This window comes from Bacteroides sp. HMSC067B03 (genome assembly GCF_001811315.1).
In the GTDB taxonomy this organism is placed as follows: domain Bacteria; phylum Bacteroidota; class Bacteroidia; order Bacteroidales; family Bacteroidaceae; genus Bacteroides; species Bacteroides faecis.
Genome location: NZ_KV804357.1, coordinates 57,487 through 79,269, shown reverse-complemented (window position 1 = coordinate 79,269; position 21,783 = coordinate 57,487). Strand labels below are relative to the sequence as shown.

Here is a 21,783-nt window from a genome sequence, read left to right as displayed (position 1 = left end):
CAAATTTTTAAAATCTAGTTACCATGAAAAGGAATTTATTATTCACTATCTTACTATTATTATTACCCGGTTTTCATCAGGTATTTGCGGCAAACGCTATAAAGAAAGTAGCTCCTGCCTTTTGGTGGGCAGGCATGAAAAATCCCGAATTACAAATACTATTATATGGTGATCGCATATCATCCGCAGACGTCAGTCTTTCTTCCGGTGACATTACGCTGCAAGAAGTGGTGAAGCAGGAAAATCCGAATTATCTGGTTTTATATTTAGACCTTTCAAAGGCTGTCCCACAAAACTTTGACATCATCCTGACACAAGGCAAGAAGCAGACTAAAATCCCCTACGAGCTTAAACAGCGCAGACCGGATGCTTCGGCAGTTGAAGGTTTCGATTCGAGTGATGTACTTTATCTCATCATGCCGGACCGTTTTGCCAATGGTGATTCTTCCAACGACGTCATTCCCGGAATGCTGGAAGGAAATGTCGATCGCAACGAGCCTTTCGCACGCCACGGAGGCGATTTAAAAGGAATAGAAAATCATCTGGACTACATAGCAGACCTTGGCGTCACCAGCATATGGCTCAACCCGATTCAGGAGAATGACATGAAAGAAGGTTCTTATCATGGGTATGCCATTACCGATTATTATCAGGTAGACCGCCGTTTCGGCAGCAACGAAGAGTTCCGTAACCTTACCCAGGCAGCCAATGCCAAGGGGTTGAAAGTGGTGATGGACATGATCTTCAACCATTGCGGTTCAGACAATTACCTGTTCAAGGATATGCCTTCCAAAGACTGGTTCAACTTCGAGGGCAACTACGTGCAGACCAGCTTTAAGACTGCCACTCAAATGGACCCGTATACCTCCGATTACGAAAAGAAAATAGCCATCGACGGTTGGTTCACTCTGACCATGCCTGACTTCAACCAGCGCAACCGCCATGTTGCTACTTACTTGATACAAAGCAGTATCTGGTGGATAGAATACGCAGGTATCAACGGTATCCGTCAGGATACGCATCCTTATGCTGATTTTGATATGATGGCACGCTGGTGCAAAGCAATCAACGAAGAATATCCTAAATTCAACATTGTAGGTGAAACGTGGCTGGGCAGCAACGTACTTATCTCTTACTGGCAAAAAGACAGCAAACTCGCTTATCCGAAGAACAGCAACCTCCCTACTGTGATGGATTTCCCGCTCATGGAAGAGATGAACAAGGCTTTCGACGAAGAGACTACCGAATGGAACGGAGGACTTTTCAGACTCTACGAATATCTGTCACAAGACATTGTTTTCAGTCACCCGATGAACCTGCTGACGTTCCTCGATAATCACGATACTTCCCGCTTCTACCGTTCGGAAGCAGACACAAAAAATCTCGACCGATACAAACAGGCCCTGACATTCTTACTGACAACCCGTGGAATACCGCAGATATATTACGGAACTGAAATCCTGATGGCAGCTGATAAAGCAAACGGAGACGGACTGCTCCGCTGTGACTTCCCCGGAGGCTGGCAGAATGACACAAAGAACTGCTTTGATGCAGCCAACCGCACTCCACGACAGAATGAAGCTTTCTCCTTTATGCAAAAGCTGCTCCAATGGAGAAAAGGAAATGAAGTGATCGCCAAAGGACAACTGAAACATTTCGCCCCGAATAAGGGTATCTATGTTTACGAACGTAAATACGGTAATCAGTCAGTCGTTGTCTTCCTGAATGGTACCGACCGGGAACAGACCATTGACCTGACTCCCTATCAGGAAGTACTTCCTGCTCCATCTGCTTTCGATTTATTGACAGATAAAAAAGTTGAATTAAGAAATGAATTAACACTCCCAAGTCGCGGAATATACCTTTTATCCTTTTAAACAAGTTCACTTCGACTTATATTTATCAGGAAACAAAAAGAAGATAAACATCTGTAAAACAAAATATTATCATTAATACCAACTTGTATTTTTATTCTAGATAGCCCAAAGTCCCGGGATGGTTGCTATATTTGCAATATCCGGAACAAACCGGAGTAAAAATATTAGTTAGCTTATAATTTAATACCATAAATAGAATGAAAAAGAGAAAGATTTTATCGCTCATCGCATTCCTTTGCATCTCATTCATTGCGAATGCACAACAGAAATTAACCTCACCGGACAACAATCTGGTAATGACCTTCCAAGTGGACGCAAAAGGTGCTCCAACGTATGAACTGACATATAAAAACAAGGTGGTGATCAAGCCCAGCACCCTCGGACTGGAATTGAAGAAAGAGGATAATACCAGAACCGACTTCGACTGGGTAGACCGCAGAGACCTGACCAAACTTGATTCTAAGACCAACCTATATAACGGTTTCGAAATAAAGGACGCCAAGACGACTACCTTCGATGAAACCTGGCAACCGGTGTGGGGAGAAGAAAAAGAAATCCGCAATCACTATAACGAACTGGCAGTCAACCTGTATCAACCCATGAATGACCGTTCCATCGTTATCCGTTTCCGTCTGTTCAACGACGGCCTGGGATTCCGTTATGAATTTCCCCAGCAAAAGGCACTGAATTACTTTGTTATCAAGGAAGAACATTCTCAGTTTGCCATGAACGGTGACCACATCGCTTACTGGATACCGGGTGACTATGATACACAGGAGTATGACTATACCATTTCCCGCTTATCGGAAATCAGAGGCTTGATGAAAGAAGCAATCACCCCGAACTCTTCTCAGACTCCTTTCTCACAGACAGGTGTACAAACCGCATTGATGATGAAAACGGATGATGGCTTATACATTAATCTTCACGAAGCCGCCTTGGTTGATTACTCATGTATGCACCTCAACCTGGACGACAAGAATATGATATTCGAATCATGGTTGACACCGGATGCCAAAGGGGACAAAGGATATATGCAAACTCCCTGCAACACTCCCTGGCGTACAATTATCGTAAGCGATGACGCCCGCAACATTCTGGCTTCCCGTATCACGCTCAACCTGAATGAGCCCTGCAAGATAGCGGATGCCGCTTCTTGGGTGAAACCGGTGAAATATATCGGTGTATGGTGGGACATGATTACCGGAAAAGGTTCATGGGCTTACACCGACGAACTGACCAGCGTAAAACTAGGTGAAACAGATTACTCCAAAACAAAACCGAACGGCAAACATTCTGCCAACACCGCTAACGTGAAACGTTATATCGACTTTGCCGCAGCCCACGGATTCGATGCTGTACTGGTAGAAGGCTGGAACGAAGGCTGGGAAGACTGGTTTGGCAACAGCAAAGACTATGTATTTGATTTCGTCACTCCTTATCCCGATTTCGATGTGAAGGAAATCCATCGCTATGCAGCCGGCAAAGGGGTCAAAATGATGATGCACCATGAAACTTCCGCTTCTGTACGCAACTACGAACGCCACATGGACAAAGCTTATCAATTTATGGCAGACAATGGATACAACTCTGTAAAGAGCGGATACGTAGGCAACATCATTCCTCGCGGAGAACATCACTACGGACAATGGATGAACAATCACTACTTGTATGCAGTAAAAAAAGCCGCTGACTACAAGATCATGGTGAATGCACACGAAGCAACCCGCCCAACCGGTATTTGCCGTACGTACCCTAACCTGATCGGCAACGAATCCGCCCGCGGAACAGAGTATGAATCATTCGGAGGCAATAAAGTATATCACACAACGATTCTGCCTTTCACACGTCTGGTCGGTGGTCCGATGGACTACACTCCCGGTATCTTCGAAACTCATTGCAACAAGATGAATCCGGCAAATAATTCTCAGGTCCGTTCTACCATTGCACGCCAGCTCGCATTATATGTCACGATGTACAGTCCTTTGCAGATGGCTGCCGACATTCCGGAGAACTACGAACGCTTCATGGATGCTTTCCAATTCATCAAAGATGTTGCCCTTGACTGGGACGAAACAAACTATCTGGAAGCAGAACCGGGAGAATATATCACAATTGCCCGCAAGGCAAAAGGCACGGACGACTGGTACATAGGCTGCACAGCGGGTGAAAACGGCCATACCTCCAAGCTTGCATTCGACTTCCTGACTCCGGGCAAACAATATGTCGCTACGGTTTATGCTGACGCCAAAGATGCCGACTGGAAAGAAAACCCACAGGCTTACACCATCAAGAAAGGTATTCTGACCAACAAGAGCAAATTGAATTTGCACGCAGTCAACGGAGGCGGATACGCAATCAGCATTAAAGAAGTAAAAGACAAATCTGAAGCAAAAGGTTTGAAGAGATTATAAAGAGAAAGAGATTGAAAGACAGAGAAATTACAATTCGATAGAACAGAGTGTTTTCAAACGCTAGGTATTAAGACGAAGAAAAGGTTTTCAATAGGTATTTTTTAAGAGAGAATGATAAGAGAATTTACAAATTAACTTTAAATACAGAAACATGAAAAAAGGAAACTTTATGTTAAAGGTCCTGCTTATGCTAATAGCTGGAATATTCTTGTCCGTTGGCGCATTTGCTCAGCAAATAACCGTCAAAGGAATGGTAAAAGACGCAACGGGCGAACCGGTTATCGGCGCCAATGTTGTGGTGAAAGGCACTACCACCGGAACAATTACCGATTTTGATGGCAACTTCCAGTTGTCTGCCAGGCAAGGCGACATAATTGTTGTTTCATTCATCGGATACCAACAGAAGGAACTTCCTGCTGCTGCGCAAATGAATGTAATACTGAAAGATGATACGGAAATACTGGACGAAGTAGTAGTAATCGGCTATGGTCAGGTGAAAAAGAACGATATGACCGGTTCGGTGATGGCTATCAAGCCCGATGAACTGAGCAAAGGTATTACCACAAACGCGCAGGATATGTTATCCGGAAAGATTGCCGGCGTCAGCGTTATATCAAATGACGGTACACCGGGAGGTGGAGCACAAATCCGAATTCGTGGCGGTTCCTCTTTGAATGCAAGTAACGACCCGTTGATTGTCATTGACGGTCTGGCTATTGATAACGAAGGTATCAAAGGTATGGCAAACGGATTGTCTATGGTCAATCCTGCTGATATTGAAACCCTTACAGTACTGAAAGACGCCTCCGCAACTGCTATCTACGGTTCGCGTGCATCCAATGGTGTGATCATTATCACTACTAAGAAAGGAAAGAACGGACAGGCTCCGAGTATAAACTATAATGGTTCCGTATCCTTCTCCAAGACTCAAAAACGGTATGATGTGTTGAGTGGAGATGAATATCGTGCTTATGCCACTCAATTGTGGGGTGATAAACTGCCGGCTGAACTGGGTACCGCCAATACGGACTGGCAGGACCAGATATTCCGCACTGCTGTCAGCACAGATCATCATGTTTCTATCAACGGAGGATTCAAGAACCTGCCTTATCGTGTGTCTTTAGGCTATACAAATGACAATGGTATTGTGAAAACATCCAATTTCCAGCGCTTTACCGCTTCTGTGAATCTGGCTCCTTCATTCTTCGACGATCACTTGAAGTTCAACATCAATGCCAAATACATGAATGGTAAGAACCGCTACGCCGACACAGGCGCCGCTATCGGCGGAGCATTGGCTATCGACCCTACCCGTCCGGTTTATTCTACCGACGATCCTTACCAGTTTACAGGCGGCTACTGGCAGAATATAAATTCTACCTCAGGCTTCAGCGACCCGAACTGGAAATATACATCCAATCCGAATTCTCCCCAGAATCCGCTGGCTGCACTGGAGCTTAAAAATGACAAGGCAAACAGTAACGACTTTGTTGGAAATGTGGATGTTGACTATAAATTCCATTTCCTGCCCGACCTCCGTCTGCATGCAAGCATAGGTGGAGAATATGCAGAAGGTACACAAACGACGACTGTTTCTCCATACTCGTTCGGAAATAACTATTATGGTTGGAATGGTGATGTCACCCAATATAAATACAACCTTTCTTATAATATATATGTACAGTATATCAAGTCTTTAGGTGCAAACGACTTTGACGTCATGGTCGGCGGTGAAGAACAACACTTCCATCGCAACGGATTTGAAGAAGGTCAGGGCTGGGACCCCTATACTCAGGAAGCTCATGACGCAAAACTGCGCGAACAAACAGCGTATGCCACCAGAAACACTCTGGTCTCCTACTTCGGTCGTCTGAATTACTCCCTGCTGAACCGTTACTTGTTTACCTTTACTATGCGTTGGGACGGCTCGTCACGTTTCTCTAAAGACAATCGCTGGGGTACATTCCCGTCATTGGCACTGGGATGGAAGATAAAAGAGGAAAACTTCCTGAAAGATGTAAATGTCCTGTCCGACCTGAAACTGCGTCTGGGCTGGGGTATTACCGGACAACAAAACATAGGAGATGATTTCGCATATCTTCCCCTGTATGTAGTCAATAACGAATATGCCCAGTATCCTTTTGGCGATACTTACTATTCCACTTCCCGCCCGAAGGCTTTCAATGAGAATCTGAAATGGGAAAAGACTACTACCTGGAATGCCGGTCTGGACTTCGGATTCCTGAATGGAAGAATTACAGGTGGTATTGATGGCTATTTCCGTAAGACGGATGATCTGCTGAACAGCGTAAAGATTCCCGTCGGTACTAACTTCAACGCCCAGATGACACAGAATATCGGCTCTTTGGAAAACTACGGTATGGAGTTTTCCATCAATGCTAAACCGATTGTGACGAAAGACTTCACTTGGGACTTGAGCTATAACATCACATGGAACCACAACGAAATCACGAAGTTGACGGGTGGTGATGACAGCGATTATTACGTAGAAGCCGGTGACAAGATTTCCAGAGGCAACAACACCAAGGTACAGGCAAACAAAGTAGGCTATGCAGCCAATTCTTTCTATGTTTACCAGCAGGTGTATGACGAGAACGGCAAACCTATTGAAAACATGTTTGTCGACCGTAACGGAAATGGTACCATAGACAGCGGAGATAAATATATCTACAAGAAACCGGCAGGCGATGTATTGATGGGACTGACTTCCAAAATGCAATACAAGAACTTTGATTTCAGTTTCTCACTGCGTGCCAGTCTGAACAACTATGTATACTATGACTTCTTGAGCAACAAAGCCAATGTCAGCACTTCGGGACTGTACTCGAATAATGCATATAGCAATACGAGTGCCGAAGCTGTCGCACTGGGTTTCAGCGGACAAGGAGATTACTACATGAGTGATTATTTTATACACAACGCATCATTCTTACGTTGTGATAACATCACACTGGGCTATTCTTTCCAGAATCTGTGGAAAGGTCAGACATACAAAGGTATTGGCGGACGTGTATATGCAACAGTACAAAATCCGTTTATTATCAGTAAATACAAAGGCCTTGACCCGGAAGTCAAAAGTGGTATCGACGCCAATCCATACCCCAGAGCCATGACTTTCTTACTAGGTTTGAGTCTGCAATTCTAAATTACATTAAATCAATTTATCATGAAAACAAGATATATCAAACAACTATTTTCAGCAGCACTGACCACAGTTCTCTCACTGGGAGTAACTTCATGTATCAACGATCTGGATATTAGTCCCATCGAACCTCAGACAGGAGGTAGTTTCGATCAGCAAGGAGTATTTGTGAAAGGTTATGCCATGCTGGGCGTAACCGGACAAAAAGGTATCGACGGCTCTCCTGACCTGGACGGACAAGATGAAGGTGAATCCGGTTTTTACCGTACCACTTTCAACTGCAATGAGTTGCCTACCGATGAATGTCTCTGGGCATGGCAGGAAAACCAGGATATCCCCCAGCTTACAAGCATTAGCTGGAGTCCTTCCAGCCAGCGTACAGAGTGGGTTTATGTCCGTTTAGGATATGACATCACACAATATAACTTCTTCCTCGACCAGACCGAAGGTATGACAGATGCGGAAACACTGCGCCAGCGTGCGGAAATACGTTTCCTGCGTGCCTTGCATTACTGGTACTTCCTCGACTTGTTTGGAAAAGCTCCGTTCAAAGAACACTTCAGCAACGATTTACCTGTTGAAAAGAAAGGTACGGAACTCTATACCTACATTCAGAATGAACTGAACGAGATTGAAGGTGATATGTATGAACCCCGTCAGGCTCCTTTCGGTCGTGCCGACAAAGCTGCTAACTGGTTGCTCCGTGCACGTTTGTACCTGAACGCCGGTGTATATACCGGACAAACCGACTATGCAAAGGCGGAAGAATATGCCAGCAAAGTGATTGCCTCAGCATATAAATTATGTACCAACTACAGCGAACTGTTTATGGCCGATAACGATGAGAATGAAAATGCCATGCAGGAAATCATTCTGCCCATTCGTCAGGATGGTGTAAAGACACGTAACCATGGCGGTTCTACCTATCTGGTTTGTGGTACTCGCGTGGCCGGTATGCCACGTATGGGAACAACAAATGGCTGGTCCTGTATCTTTGCCCGTGCAGCCATGGTGAAGAAATTCTTCTCCAATCTCGAAGATGTGCCGATGTTGCCCGCCGATGTGGAAATTCCGACTAAGGGGTTAGACACGGATGAACAGATCGATGCTTTCGATGCTAAATACGGCATCCGGACAGAAGATATGATTAAGGCTGCCGGTGACGACCGTGCCATGCTATACTCCGGTGTAGGAGGCGGCAGACGCAAGATTCAGACAGATGCTATCAGCGGATTCACCGATGGACTGTCTATTGTAAAGTGGCAGAACTATCGTTCTGACGGAAAGCCTGTCAGCCATGCAACATATCCCGACACTGACATTCCTTTATTCCGTCTGGCAGAAGCCTATCTGACACGTGCGGAAGCTATCTTCCGTCAGGGAGGAGATGCAACGGCAGACATCAACGAACTTCGCAAACGTGCCAACTGTACAAGAAAGGTACAGACTGTAACCGAACAGGAACTTATCGATGAATGGGCACGCGAGTTCTATCTGGAAGGTCGCCGTCGCTCAGACTTGGTTCGTTTCGGCATGTTCACAACCAATAAATATGTGTGGGACTGGAAAGGCGGAGCTATGAACGGGACATCTGTCGCTTCATACTACAATTTATATCCTATCCCTGTATCGGATATAAACAACAATAAGAATATGTCACAAAATGAAGGCTATAAATAACCAGTAGTTCATCCTTATATAAAAGAATGCCATTATGAAAAAAATATCCAATATATTACTTGCTGTCACCTTCGCACTGCCACTATTCACAGCTTGCGAGACAGACAACGACAGCAACCCGATCCTGAATGAGCCCGATACATTTACGCTCAATACGCCTGCGTATGCAGCCAACAATGTATATGACCTGAAGAATGCTCAAAGTGTAGAACTTACTTGTTCTCAACCGGACTACGGTTTCCCGGCAGCTACCACATACACGGTACAAGCCTCTTTTGAACAAGATTTCAAGGAAGCAACAGATGACAGTAAAGCCAACTATACTGTGTTGGAAAACACGTACCCGACAGCAAAAATGAATGTGGATGCTTCCGAGCTCAACAGCGCACTTCTCGACTTATGGACTGCCGTAAACGGAGAACAGGCAGCTCTCCCCACCGAACCGATAGCTGTGTACATCCGCTTGAAAGCCAACATCACAAGCAGTGGAAAAGGGATCTGTTTTTCCAACATAATTGAGTTGCCCAACGTATTAATCTCCAAGAGCACCAGTTCATTGACACCGCCTAAGACCATGTTCATCGTAGGTTCTATGCTGGATGCCGACTGGAAAGTATGGAAACCGATGGCAGGCGTCTACGGCATGGATGGTCAATTCTATGCCATGGTTTACTTCGATGCCAACTCCGAGTTCAAGTTCGGTACCAAAGAAAATGAATATATCGGTATTAATGACAACCGCGTGACTGTTACTGACAAAGCCGGAGCCGGAGTAAGCGGTAATGATAACTTCATCGTAGAAAACGCCGGATGGTATCTCTTCTATATCAAAGCGGCAGTCAAAGGTTCCGACTATGCGTTCACCATCACATTCTATCCGGCTGAAGTCTATTTGTTTGGTAATACAACCGGTGGCTCATGGGCATTTACCGACACATGGAAGTTTGCGGTTCCCGCTACCAAAGACGGCAACTTCGTATCTCCTGCCATGACTGCGAGCGGAGAGGTCCGCATGTGCTTCAAGACAGACCTCGACTGGTGGAGAACAGAATTTACACTCCACGACGGTGAAATCTTCTATCGTGATTTCAATCTGATTGACAGTTGGACAGAAAAAGGAGAAGGTTATTCCGTACAGGGTTCAGCCGGCAATGTAATGTACTTGAACTTTACGGCAGGCACAGGAGAAAAGAAGTAATTAACTTTAAAAGAACGATTCATCATGAAAAAACATTTAATATACACAGGGATGTTTCTGGCAGCAATCGGGTTTTCTGCCTGTAACGAAGATTTCAAGGACTGGGCTGATCCCCAGTCCAATCCCCAGGAAGAGTCGGCAGGACAGTTGACCGCAACTTTCGCAGCCGGCAAAGATGCCAGCATTATAATGGATGCAACCACAGCAGATTCCGTAGAAATTGCGAAGTTAAGCTCAACCACGGCTGAAGAAAGCAGCAAAATCGCAGTGAACTCTCTGACACTGAACGAGAATCACACAATCCCATTTACCATGACAGAAGACAATGCCTTTAAAGTAGCATTGTCGCAACTGGACAGTGTGACACAAGAAGCTTACAAAAGTCGTGCAAGCGTGGAACGTGAATTGAAGATCGCGATTAACACCTCTGCCGTTACTCCTTCCGGCGAAGGTATTCAGCTGGTGGGAAATGAGGTGAGCATCACATTGAAGCCTGCCGCAACTCCGGCAGTTGATCCCGACGGATACTATGTAGTCGGCGATTTCACAGGTTGGAATGGTACCGGTGCCCAATTAATGAAGAAGGATGCTCTCGATGAAAATCTGTATACACTGGAAACCGAAATAGAAAGTACTTCAAACTTCAAGATTTTCCCGGCTTCGGCTATTAACGGAAACGATATCGATTGGGACAAAGCTCTGGGAAGTAGTGTGGACGGTGACGACTCCAGCGATAATTTTGTCACCTGGACCAATGCAGGAGCTATAAATACGGCACTGGATGGTAAAATCAAAATCTCCTTCGACGCCTACAACTATCGTTTTACGGTGAAAGACAATAGTGCGCCCACCGAACTTTATATGACAGGCAGTGCTTATAACTGGGGAAATCCTGCCGGTGATCCGAATGCATGGAAGGAGCTTGTTCCCGTCAACGGAACAAAGGGAGCTTTCTGGGGAATCTTCCATTTTGCTGCCAACGATCAGGTGAAGTTTGCACCGCAAGCCAATTGGGGTAATGACTTTGGTTTTATAGACGCCATCTCACAAGAATCCAAAGACCTTGCCGGTCTGTCGGACGAGGGAGGCAACTTAAAAGTCGATGTAGCCGGCTGGTATCTGGTATATGTTTCTGTTATCGGCGATAACAAAGTGATAGAATTTGAAAAGCCGAATGTATACTTAATGGGCGACACCTCTTACGATGGTTGGAACGCACAATTGGTAGAACAGGACTTATTTACCGTGCCCGGAACCGCTGATGGTGAATTCGTTTCTCCGGCTTTCCTGAAAGATGGTGCAGTGCGAATCTGCGTAAACCCGAAAGCTGTCTCTGCCGGCGACTGGTGGAAAACAGAGTTTATCATCTTCGACGGACAAATAGCTTATCGTGGCAACGGTGGTGACCAAGCCGCAGTACAAGGTAAAACCGGACAAAAGGTTTATCTGAACTTCGGCAACGGAACAGGCCGTATCGAATAATACCACAAGAAATCCGAAAAACAGGGAATGGCCGTCGCGAATACAATAGAATCGGGACGGCCCTTGTTTTTCCAAGAGATTACAGTTATTGTTTTTAATACATCATCATTATGAAGAAACATCTCCATTTTTTATCTCTCCTGTGGCTGTCGATGCTCCTGACATTCATGACCGCTTGCAGCGATGACAAGAATATCACCGAACCTACTCCAGATCCCGAACCGCCCGTCGAAGGACAATGGACGGCACTCGCTGCCTCTCCCGACACATGGGACGAAACCAAGCGTGCAGACATCTCCTACCAACTACTGGTCTACTCCTTTGCCGACAGTGACGGAGACGGGTATGGAGATCTGAACGGCATTACCCAAAAACTGGACTACATCAACCAGCTGGGCGTGAAAGCTATCTGGCTCTCCCCCATCCACCCCTGCATGTCTTACCACGGATATGATGTGACAGACTACACGAAAGTGAATCCGAAACTCGGCACAGAAAGTGATTTCGACCGTTTGGTTACGGAAGCGCATAACCGGGGGATCAAGATTTATCTGGACTACGTAATGAACCACACCGGTACAGATCACCCGTGGTTTACCGAAGCCTGTTCATCATCTGAAAGTCCGTATCGCAATTATTATTCTTTTTCCGAAGATCCGAAAACCGATATTGCGGCAGGCAAAATAGATATGATTACTCAGGAAGGGACAGCCGGATACAATGCCGCGGAATGGTTTCAGATTTCCGACGAGACCAGTGCAGTGAAAGGACTACTGAAATTTACACTGGACTGGAGCAATGCATCTTCTCCCACCCTTATCGTCACTACAGGAGCCAAAGCAGACGAAGACAATCCGGACACAGGCACCACCAATGCCAAGTACTTATACTACGGCGACGGTATCTGCAAAAAGTTTTATGACAAAGGAAACAACCTCTATGAGCTCACTGTTGATTTTGAATCTACCTGGGGGCTTCTGATCCGTACCAGCAATGATTCCTCCTGGCCAGCAGGGACAAAATACGGTGCATCTTCCTCATCCGAGAAAGTCACCCTGAACAAAGAGTTCAAACTGACCAACGCCGGTACTCCTGCCAACATCATGTTCGACAGCCAGCAAATCACCTACTTCCACTCCCATTTCTGTACCGATTGGTTTGCCGACCTGAACTATGGTCCGGTAGATCAAGCCGGCGAGTCACCGGCCTATCAAGCGATAGCAGATGCGGCAAAGGGATGGATTGCCCGCGGTGTGGACGGTCTCCGACTTGATGCCGTGAAACACATTTACCACAGTGAAACCAGTGAAGAAAATCCCCGCTTCCTGAAAATGTTCTACGAAGACATGAACACCTGCTACAAACAGCAAGGACATACGGATGACTTCTATATGGTAGGTGAAGTTCTGTCGGAATATGATAAAGTAGCTCCTTATTATAAAGGTCTGCCCGCTTTATTTGAATTTTCTTTCTGGTATCGGCTGGAATGGGGGATCAACAATAGTACCGGATGTTATTTTGCGAAAGATATCCTTTCTTACCAACAGAAATACGCCGGCTATCGCAGCGACTACATCGAAGCTACCAAACTGAGTAACCACGATGAAGACCGTACATCATCCAAGCTCGGCAAGTCCGCCGACAAATGTAGACTGGCAGCCTCCGTCCTGCTCACTTCAGCCGGACATCCATACATCTACTATGGTGAAGAACTGGGTCTTTACGGAACAAAGGATAATGGAGACGAATACGTACGCAGCCCAATGTTGTGGGGAGATAGTTACACGACCAGCTATACCGACAAGACGGATGCCACCGTATCGAAAAACGTGAAAACGGTAGCCGATCAACAAACGGACGCCCACTCACTTCTGAATATATACCTCACCCTCACTCGGTTACGCAACACTTATCCGGCACTGGCAGAGGGAAGTATGACCAAGCATCCTGTCTACAACGAATCGCAGGAAAAAGATTATAAGCCGATTGCCGCCTGGTATATGACAAAGGATCAGGAGAAATTGCTTGTCATCCACAACTTCAGCGGAACGGCAATGCAACTTCCACTAACAGACAAGATTGAAAAAGTATTGTTTGTAAATGGCGAAGCGCAGCAAAATACGGACAATGACAATTATACCTTAAAACTGGGAGGATATGCCTCTGTAGTATTCAGGCTGAGCAACTAAATACATTAAGACCACGTCTTCACATTCTTCCATGTTATGTGCGAGAATGTATGAAGACGTAGTCTTATATTATATGAATGGAATATCAACGTTTTGATCAATAAGAATCAAAACTGTGTCTCTCCTTCTATATACTCTTCAAGGAAAAGATTTACACCGTCGAATACAGCATATGAAAAATAGTTGATCCAATCGCCCAGAATCAGCACACGGGAAGTAGCGCTCAGCATTAAATCCAGTTCGATGTGACGATGTCCATAGATAAAGAAGTTGATATTGGGATGGCTTCGCAGATACTCCTTCGTATAGAGCACCAGGTGTTCCTTATTCTCTCCCATATAGTCCGGTTCTTTTCCGTCTACCCGTTTTTCACGGCTATGTTTCGCCCATGTCAACCCTAACTCTACACTCCAACGGGGGTGGATGGCAGAGAACAAAGTCTGTAATGTCTTGCTATGAAACATCCAACGCAGCAACTTGAACTTCTTATCCGGATCGCCCAGACCATCACCATGGGCCAGATAAAATTCTTTTCCGTAAATTTCCGTAGTCAACGGTTCGCGGTGAATAATCACTCCACATTCCTTAGCCAGATAATCCCCACACCAAATGTCATGGTTACCGGTAAAGAAATGCACTTCCACACCCATATCTGTCAGTTCGGAAAGCTTTCCCAGAAAACGGGTGTAGCCTTTAGGAACAACCAACTGAAATTCGTACCAGAAGTCGAACATATCTCCCAACAGGTAAACAGCAGAAGCTTTATGCTTGATACTGTCGAGGAAGTTCACCAAGCGTCGTTCCTGTGTACGTCCATGTTCTATGGCACGTGAACCAAGATGCGCATCGGAAAGGAAATAAACGTTCTTCATGAGTTTTGAGTTTAGAGTTACAAGTAATGAGTTTTGCCACTATTCATTATCAAAACATTACAGGAATCCCAGTTCCAGTTTGGCTTCTTCGCTCATCATATCTTTATCCCATTCCGGTTCGAATACCAGATTGATAGTGGCTGTAGTCACCCCTTCTACCGATTCCACCTTTTGGCGGATATCTTCCATAATAAAATCGGCTGCTGGACAATTGGGAGCTGTCAATGTCATATCGAGTACTACATCTCCGTCATCAGAGACGTCTATTTTATAAATCAGTCCAAGATCGTATACATTCACCGGGATCTCAGGATCGTACACCGTCTTTAGCATGGCTACGATTTTTTCTTCTATTTTAAATTTTTCCATAGGGCTTTCCTTATTAATATATATTGCAAAGATAAGAATAAATTTATTCAGAGCAGTCCTTCGTCGGCAAAACTGTAAAACTTATCCTCACAAACAATAACGTGGTCTATCAGGTGAATGTTCATTGTGTCGGCTGCCTGACGGATGTGTTCCGTCAACGTCCGGTCCGGTTGGCTGGGCTGGATATTTCCGGAAGGATGGTTATGTACTACGGCTATTTGCGTAGCCCTTTGCAGTAGTGCTTCCCGAAGAATTGTACGTACGTCAGTATAAGTTCCGTCTATTCCACCGGTACTGATACGTACCTTATCGATCAGTCTTGTTGCCTGATTCAATAATAAAACCCAGAACTCTTCCTGTTCGAGGTCGCACATCACAGGTTGGAAAATGTCATAAATATCTTTTGAGCAAGAGATGCGAAGGCGTTCTTTGGTATTTTGCAGCTTCCGCCGTTTGCCGAGTTCCAAGGCAGCCATTACGGTGATACTCTTCGCCGGTCCCATTCCTTTGAAACGGGAATAGTCGCAGACTTCCCACTTTGCCAGAGAATTCAGATTGTTATCACAAGAGAGAAGCAGGCGCCTCATCAGTTCGACAGCACTTTCTTCCGTATTTCCGGAGCCTATTAATATTGCGAGTAGTTCGGCATCACTTAATGCGGCTGCTCCTTTCTCCATCATTTTCTCCCGGGGACGGTCTTCTATTGCCCACTGGTTAATGGATAATTTGTGTTTGTTTTCCATTATCTGTATATTGAGGATACAAAGGTAGCCTTATTTAATTAAACGGCACAGGCAATCGGAACAGGAATTTGTGCACTCGAATTCTTTTTTATGTACTAATGCCCTTTATCTGACACCCGGGTGTCGTGCTACTCTCCCCAACCCTACTTATAAAAGTTACTTCGGAAAGCCTCGAACTCGTCTTTTCCCCTTACACAACGTTGCCACCACGCACGCCAGAATCCTGTTCCATAGCCGATCAGCTGTATAAAAGCAGCCGATATAGAACAAACACCAATATGCAGACTCTTATTCTGAATGGTAGAGTCCAGACAGACCAGCAGCCCATAAAGGATAATCGGGGTAAAGCTAAAGAGACAGAACGGAGTTCCCAGCAATAACAACACTACCCCCAAAGTAAACACCGCAGGAAGCAGATGCACCAATTTCAAAGAATCGGGATATTTTTTATAAAGGTTAATGCGGGCAATACCGGAGTTATGGACTTGCTTAAAGAACTTCTTCATGTCAGTCCGACGCTTGTGATATACCCATGCGTCAGGGAAAAGACGGCAAGTATAACCACCTTTAAATATACGGATACTGAAATCAATGTCTTCCCCGAAACGCATTTTGGAGAATCCTCCCAAAGCTTCATACACTTCGCGACGGACTCCCATATTGAAGCTACGCGGATAAAATTTATCCATTTTCTTCTTTCCACCACGAATACCTCCCGTTGTAAAGAAGGAAGTCATTGAATAATTGATGGCTTTCTGAATATCCGTGAAAGAGTCGTGTGCACGGTCAGGGCCGCCAAACGCATCAGCAGGAGAAGCCAACAACTCTTTCTCTATGGCATCAAAATATCCTTCGGGCAAAATGACATCAGAGTCCAGTATAATGAGATATTCGCCTTTACTTCGCTCTGCTCCGTAGTTACGAGTCTGCCCCGGTCCGGAATTTGCTTTAGAGAAGTATTGAATGTCCAATCGATCTGTATATCGGTCTACGACTTCCTTACAAGGGATAGAAGAACCATCTTCCACTACCACAACCTCAAAATCTTTAAAGTGCTGTGACGCGAGACTTTGCAGTAATTCATCCACCTCATCGGGACGATTGTAAACGGGGATTATGACGGAATAGCGCATATAATAATCTGTCTAAAAATATTTTGTACGCAAAGTAAGGTAAAAAAAACGAGACTTATAAAAGAGTCAACAGTAATTTTGCCAATCAAAAAAGGCGGCCCTGTGATGGGAACCGCCTTTTTCATATCAGTAAGTTAATGATTACTTTTTCAGAATATCCATTGTATCCGATGCAATCAACAGTTCTTCGTCTGTCGGAATCACAACTACCTTCACTTTAGAGTCTGCAGTAGAAATGACAGCTTCTTCACCACGAACTTTTGCATTAACAGCGCTATCCAGTTTAATGCCCATGAATTCCATATCCTTACAAACGGCCTCACGACACTCAAACTGATTTTCACCCACACCACCTGTAAACAATATGATATCTACGCCGCCTAATGCCGCAGCATAAGCACCGATATATTTCTTAATACGGTAGTAATACATCTTTTCAGCCAGAATAGCTCTTTCGTTTCCGTTAGCACAAGCAGCCAACAGTTCGCGCATATCGCTTGATACACCTGAAATACCCAGTACACCGCTCTTCTTGTTCAGCAAGTTAGAAACCCCTGTTGTATTCAAGCCTTCTTTTTCCATGATGAATGTCACTGCACCTGCATCAATATCACCGCTGCGAGTACCCATCATCAAACCTTCCAACGGAGTCAGTCCCATTGTCGTATCCATACATTTACCATCTTTGACAGCAGCAATAGAACCACCGTTACCAATATGACAAGTGATGATTTTCTGTCCTACCGGATTAACGCCCAGAAATTCGCATACACGCTTTGATACATAACGGTGAGAAGTTCCGTGGAAGCCATAACGGCGTACACCATATTTCTCATACATTTCATAAGGAATAGCATACATGTAAGCATAATCCGGCATAGTCTGATGGAAAGCTGTATCAAATACGCCTATCTGAGGAATGTTGGGAAGAATAGCAGAAACGGCATTCACACCTTTCAGATTAGCAGGATTGTGAAGCGGAGCCAGATCATTGCAAGCAGTAAAAGCTTCCAGCACCTCTTTGTTCAGCAATACAGATTCACTGAAACGTTCACCTCCATGTACCATACGGTGACCGACAGCATTGATTTCATCTAATGACTTAATAGCCCCGTATTCCGGATTTATCAATGTATTCAAAATAAATTCAACGCCAATAGTATGTTCCGGAATATCTTTTTCAAGAACTTTCTTTTCGCCATTCGGCAAAGTTAATTTAAGGAAAGAACCTTTCAGACCGATTTTTTCGATACCACCTTGAGCTATTACTTCTTTAGTGGTCATATCGAATAATTTATATTTGATAGATGAACTACCACAGTTCAATACTAGAATTTTCATATTGTCTTTACTACTTGATACTTAATACTTATTTATTATTTTTTGCAGCAATAGCCTGATTAGCTGTAATAGCAATCATACGATATACGTCTTCGATGGAGCAACCACGAGACAAATCGTTCACCGGACGTGCAATACCCTGAAGGATCGGACCGATAGCGTCAGCATGTCCCAGACGTTGTACCAGCTTATAAGAGATATTACCGACTTCCAGACTCGGAACAATCAGTACGTTAGCCTGACCGGCTACATCAGAACCCGGAGCTTTGCTTGCGCCCACTTCAGGAACAAGAGCAGCATCTGCCTGCATTTCGCCATCCAGATCAAGTGTAGGAGCCATCTCTTTTGCAATTTTGGTAGCTTCCACCACTTTGTCTACTACCTCATGTTTGGCAGACCCTTTGGTAGAGAAGCTCAACATAGCCACTTTCGGATTTTCAATACCGGCAACGGCTTTTGCCGTTTGTGCCGTGCAAACAGCAATCTGCGCCAGCTGGTTAGGGTCCGGAACCGGAGTAACGGCAACATCACCCATTACCAGAATACCGTTCTTACCATATTCGGGAGCATGAGTCAGCAACAACATTGCGCCAGATACACAAGTGATACCCGGAGCTGTCTTGATAATCTGCAAAGCAGGACGCAATACGTTACCTGTCGTGTTGCGGGCACCTGCCAGCTGACCGTCAGCATCACCATTCTTAATCATTAAACAACCATAGAACAAAGGATCATTTGTCAATTGACGAGCTTCCTCAATAGTCATCCCCTTCTTCTTACGAAGCTCACACAACAGCTGTGCATACTCTTCGTGTTTCGGAGAAGTTTCAGGATCGATAATAGTAGCTTTGCTGATGTTGCCCAGCCCCCATTTTACAGCAAGTTCGTTAATTTCAGCGGGTTTACCCAGTAAAATAAGGTCAGCAACTTCATCTGTCAAAATCTGATTGGCAGCTTTTAATGTGCGTTCTTCAGTTCCTTCCGGAAGAACAATACGTTGGCGGTCTGCTTTCGCACGAGCCACGATTTGGTTGATTAAATTAAGCATAGATATATTTGAATAATATTATAAACCTTGTTACGATTTGTAATTTGCGCTGCAAAAGTACTCAATTTTGCAATATCCACATTACAATTTCGGCTATTTTTCTTTCCCAAGTCTAAAATATTATAATATTTAACACTGTACTTCTATTTTTTCTACCTTTGCAGTGTTTTCAAACAAATCAATAGGTAATTAGTGTATGATACGTCAGTGTGCCATTTTATTTGGCTGTTTGGCTTTGGGTGAATTAATCGTTTATTTAACAGGGATCAAGCTCCCCTCCAGCATCATCGGTATGCTGCTGCTCACCCTCTTTTTGAAATTAGGCTGGATCAAACTGCAGTGGGTGCAGGGATTGTCCGACTTTCTGGTAGCTAATCTGGGCTTCTTTTTTGTCCCTCCCGGAGTAGCGTTAATGCTATATTTCGATGTAATTGCGGCGGAATTCTGGCCGATAGTCATTGCAACGATCGTCAGTACTGCTCTTGTATTGGTCGTTACAGGATGGGTACACCAAATCGTACGTAAAATCAGATTGGCGCGCCAAATTAAATTAGCACGCAGCCTTCACTTAACAGATAAAATCAATCTAACACGTAAATTCAATGAGCTTTTTAGAAAATAATTTCTTCCTGCTAGCTGTCACCTTTGGTGTTTTCTTCTTCGCTAAATGGCTTCAGAAAAAAACAGGATTAGTATTACTGAACCCGATATTACTCACAATCGCTGTGCTTATCATCTTCCTCAAAATGACGAATATCTCTTATGAGACTTATAATCAGGGAGGGCATCTCATCGAATTCTGGTTACGCCCTGCTGTCGTAGCTTTAGGAGTTCCCTTATATCTTCAGCTGGAAATGATTAAGAAACAGTTGTTGCCTATCCTTTTATCTCAATTGGCAGGCTGCATTGTCGGAGTTATTTCTGTGGTATTGATTGCTAAATTTATGGGAGCCTCACAAGAAGTAATTCTTTCATTAGCACCAAAATCTGTAACAACCCCCATTGCGATGGAAGTAACCAAAGCTATCGGAGGTATCCCGTCACTGACCGCCGCTGTCGTAGTAGCAGTAGGACTATTGGGAGCAATCTGCGGTTTTAAGACGATGAAAATTATGCATGTAGGCAGTCCGATAGCGCAAGGACTATCAATGGGAACAGCCGCTCATGCTGTCGGTACATCCACCGCAATGGACATCAGTAGTAAATATGGAGCCTATGCCAGCCTGGGACTTACACTAAATGGAATATTCACCGCATTACTGACACCGACCATCCTGCGATTATTAGGTGTTTTGTAAAAACAAAATTCTTTCATTTTCCGTTATATAAAGAGTTAAACGCAAAAAGCATTTTATGATTCCATTTAAAGACATTACATTAGCAGACAAAGACACAATAACCGCATTCACGATGAAAAGTGACCGCCGAAACTGCGATCTTTCATTTTCCAACCTCTGTAGTTGGAGATTCTTGTACGATACTCAATATGCAGTTATCGACAATTTCCTGGTATTTAAATTCTGGGCAGGAGAGCAACTGGCATATATGATGCCTGTAGGAAGTGGCGACCTGAAAGCCATTCTACGGGAATTAATAGAGGATGCCGATAAAGAAAAGCATAACTTCTGTATGCTGGGAGTTTGCAGCAATATGCGCGCCGATCTCGAAGCTATTCTACCCGGCCAGTTTACCTTCACGGAAAATCGTGACTATGCAGACTATATATATCTAAGGAGTGATCTCGCCACTCTGAAAGGAAAGAAATTTCAGGCAAAAAGAAATCACATCAACCGATTCCGTAATACGTATCCCGATTATGAATACACACCGATTACTCCCGACCGTATTCAGGAGTGTCTGGACCTGGAAGCCGAATGGTGTAAAGTGAACAACTGCGACCAGCAGGAAGGAACGGGGAATGAACGCCGTGCCCTTATTTATGCTTTACATAATTTCGAAGCACTCGGCCTGACCGGAGGTATTCTCCACGTCAACGGGAAAATTGTAGCATTTACTTTCGGAATGCCTATCAATCATGAAACATTCGGAGTGCATGTAGAAAAGGCAGATACCAACATTGATGGTGCTTATGCCATGATTAATAATGAGTTCGCCAATCACATTCCCGAACAGTATATCTATATCAACCGGGAAGAAGACTTAGGTCTTGAAGGTTTGCGCAAGGCAAAGCTGTCTTATCAGCCGGTGACTATTCTTGAAAAGTATATGGCTTGTCTGAAAGATCACCCAATGGACATAATCAGATGGTAATAA

16 protein-coding genes are annotated in these 21,783 nt (G+C 44.5%); 10 read left to right on the top strand and 6 right to left on the bottom strand.

The window, feature by feature from the left end:
• Positions 1-23 precede the first annotated feature (23 nt).
• The 7 genes from HMPREF2794_RS12190 to susG all read left to right on the top strand — a co-directional run bounded on the left by HMPREF2794_RS12190 (position 24) and on the right by susG (position 14,003).
• Positions 24-1,877, top strand: a complete 1,854-nt coding sequence (locus tag HMPREF2794_RS12190; RefSeq protein ID WP_010536365.1) for a glycoside hydrolase family 13 protein — start codon at positions 24-26, stop codon at positions 1,875-1,877.
• A 197-nt stretch (positions 1,878-2,074) separates the two neighbouring features.
• A complete protein-coding gene (locus HMPREF2794_RS12185) occupies positions 2,075-4,291 on the top strand; it encodes a glycoside hydrolase family 97 protein (protein WP_010536364.1) in 2,217 nt (738 codons plus the stop codon).
• Positions 4,292-4,442: 151 nt separating this feature from the next.
• Positions 4,443-7,457: a starch-utilizationTonB-dependent receptor SusC gene (gene susC, locus HMPREF2794_RS12180; RefSeq protein WP_010536363.1), complete on the top strand. Its 3,015-nt coding sequence runs from the start codon at positions 4,443-4,445 to the stop codon at positions 7,455-7,457.
• 21 nt (positions 7,458-7,478) lie between these two features.
• Entirely contained in the window at positions 7,479-9,134 is a 1,656-nt protein-coding gene (susD, locus tag HMPREF2794_RS12175; RefSeq protein WP_070751597.1) for a starch-binding outer membrane lipoprotein SusD, read from the top strand.
• A gap of 34 nt (positions 9,135-9,168) precedes the next feature.
• Positions 9,169-10,332 (top strand): starch-binding outer membrane protein SusE, encoded by a 1,164-nt coding sequence (gene susE / locus HMPREF2794_RS12170; protein ID WP_022301185.1) that lies wholly within the window; start codon positions 9,169-9,171, stop codon positions 10,330-10,332.
• A 24-nt stretch (positions 10,333-10,356) separates the two neighbouring features.
• Positions 10,357-11,814 (top strand): starch-binding outer membrane protein SusF, encoded by a 1,458-nt coding sequence (susF, locus tag HMPREF2794_RS12165; protein ID WP_022301186.1) that lies wholly within the window; start codon positions 10,357-10,359, stop codon positions 11,812-11,814.
• Between the two features lie 110 nt (positions 11,815-11,924).
• Positions 11,925-14,003 (top strand): alpha-amylase SusG, encoded by a 2,079-nt coding sequence (gene susG / locus HMPREF2794_RS12160; RefSeq protein ID WP_022301187.1) that lies wholly within the window; start codon positions 11,925-11,927, stop codon positions 14,001-14,003.
• Between the two features lie 107 nt (positions 14,004-14,110).
• Here the strand turns inward: susG and HMPREF2794_RS12155 are convergent, their stop codons facing one another.
• From HMPREF2794_RS12155 to pta, 6 genes are all read right to left on the bottom strand, one after another.
• On the bottom strand, positions 14,111-14,875 hold the full coding sequence (locus HMPREF2794_RS12155) for a UDP-2,3-diacylglucosamine diphosphatase (protein ID WP_010536358.1): 765 nt from the start codon (positions 14,873-14,875) through the stop codon (positions 14,111-14,113).
• Between the two features lie 57 nt (positions 14,876-14,932).
• The gene (locus tag HMPREF2794_RS12150; RefSeq protein WP_010536357.1) at positions 14,933-15,244 is read right to left on the bottom strand and encodes an iron-sulfur cluster assembly protein; all 312 of its coding nucleotides are present in this window, start codon (positions 15,242-15,244) and stop codon (positions 14,933-14,935) included.
• A 47-nt stretch (positions 15,245-15,291) separates the two neighbouring features.
• A complete protein-coding gene (radC, locus tag HMPREF2794_RS12145; RefSeq protein WP_010536356.1) occupies positions 15,292-15,987 on the bottom strand; it encodes a RadC family protein in 696 nt (231 codons plus the stop codon).
• A gap of 143 nt (positions 15,988-16,130) precedes the next feature.
• On the bottom strand, positions 16,131-17,120 hold the full coding sequence (locus tag HMPREF2794_RS12140; RefSeq protein ID WP_010536355.1) for a glycosyltransferase family 2 protein: 990 nt from the start codon (positions 17,118-17,120) through the stop codon (positions 16,131-16,133).
• Positions 17,121-17,261: 141 nt separating this feature from the next.
• Positions 17,262-18,461 carry an acetate kinase gene (locus HMPREF2794_RS12135; protein WP_010536354.1) on the bottom strand — a complete coding sequence of 400 codons (1,200 nt, stop codon included), beginning with the start codon at positions 18,459-18,461 and terminating at the stop codon, positions 17,262-17,264.
• A 28-nt stretch (positions 18,462-18,489) separates the two neighbouring features.
• Positions 18,490-19,509 carry a phosphate acetyltransferase gene (gene pta, locus HMPREF2794_RS12130; protein WP_010536353.1) on the bottom strand — a complete coding sequence of 340 codons (1,020 nt, stop codon included), beginning with the start codon at positions 19,507-19,509 and terminating at the stop codon, positions 18,490-18,492.
• A 196-nt stretch (positions 19,510-19,705) separates the two neighbouring features.
• Here pta and HMPREF2794_RS12125 point away from each other — a divergent pair, with 196 nt between their 5' ends.
• From HMPREF2794_RS12125 to HMPREF2794_RS12115, 3 genes are read left to right on the top strand one after another with little or no spacing between them, the layout of a single operon-like run.
• Positions 19,706-20,131, top strand: a complete 426-nt coding sequence (locus tag HMPREF2794_RS12125) for a CidA/LrgA family protein (RefSeq protein ID WP_010536352.1) — start codon at positions 19,706-19,708, stop codon at positions 20,129-20,131.
• Positions 20,112-20,807: an LrgB family protein gene (locus tag HMPREF2794_RS12120; protein ID WP_010536351.1), complete on the top strand. Its 696-nt coding sequence runs from the start codon at positions 20,112-20,114 to the stop codon at positions 20,805-20,807. Before HMPREF2794_RS12125 ends, HMPREF2794_RS12120 begins: the two co-directional genes overlap by 20 nt.
• Before the next feature lie 55 nt (positions 20,808-20,862).
• Positions 20,863-21,780: a DUF2156 domain-containing protein gene (locus HMPREF2794_RS12115; protein ID WP_022301190.1), complete on the top strand. Its 918-nt coding sequence runs from the start codon at positions 20,863-20,865 to the stop codon at positions 21,778-21,780.
• The last annotated feature ends 3 nt before the right edge of the window (positions 21,781-21,783 follow it).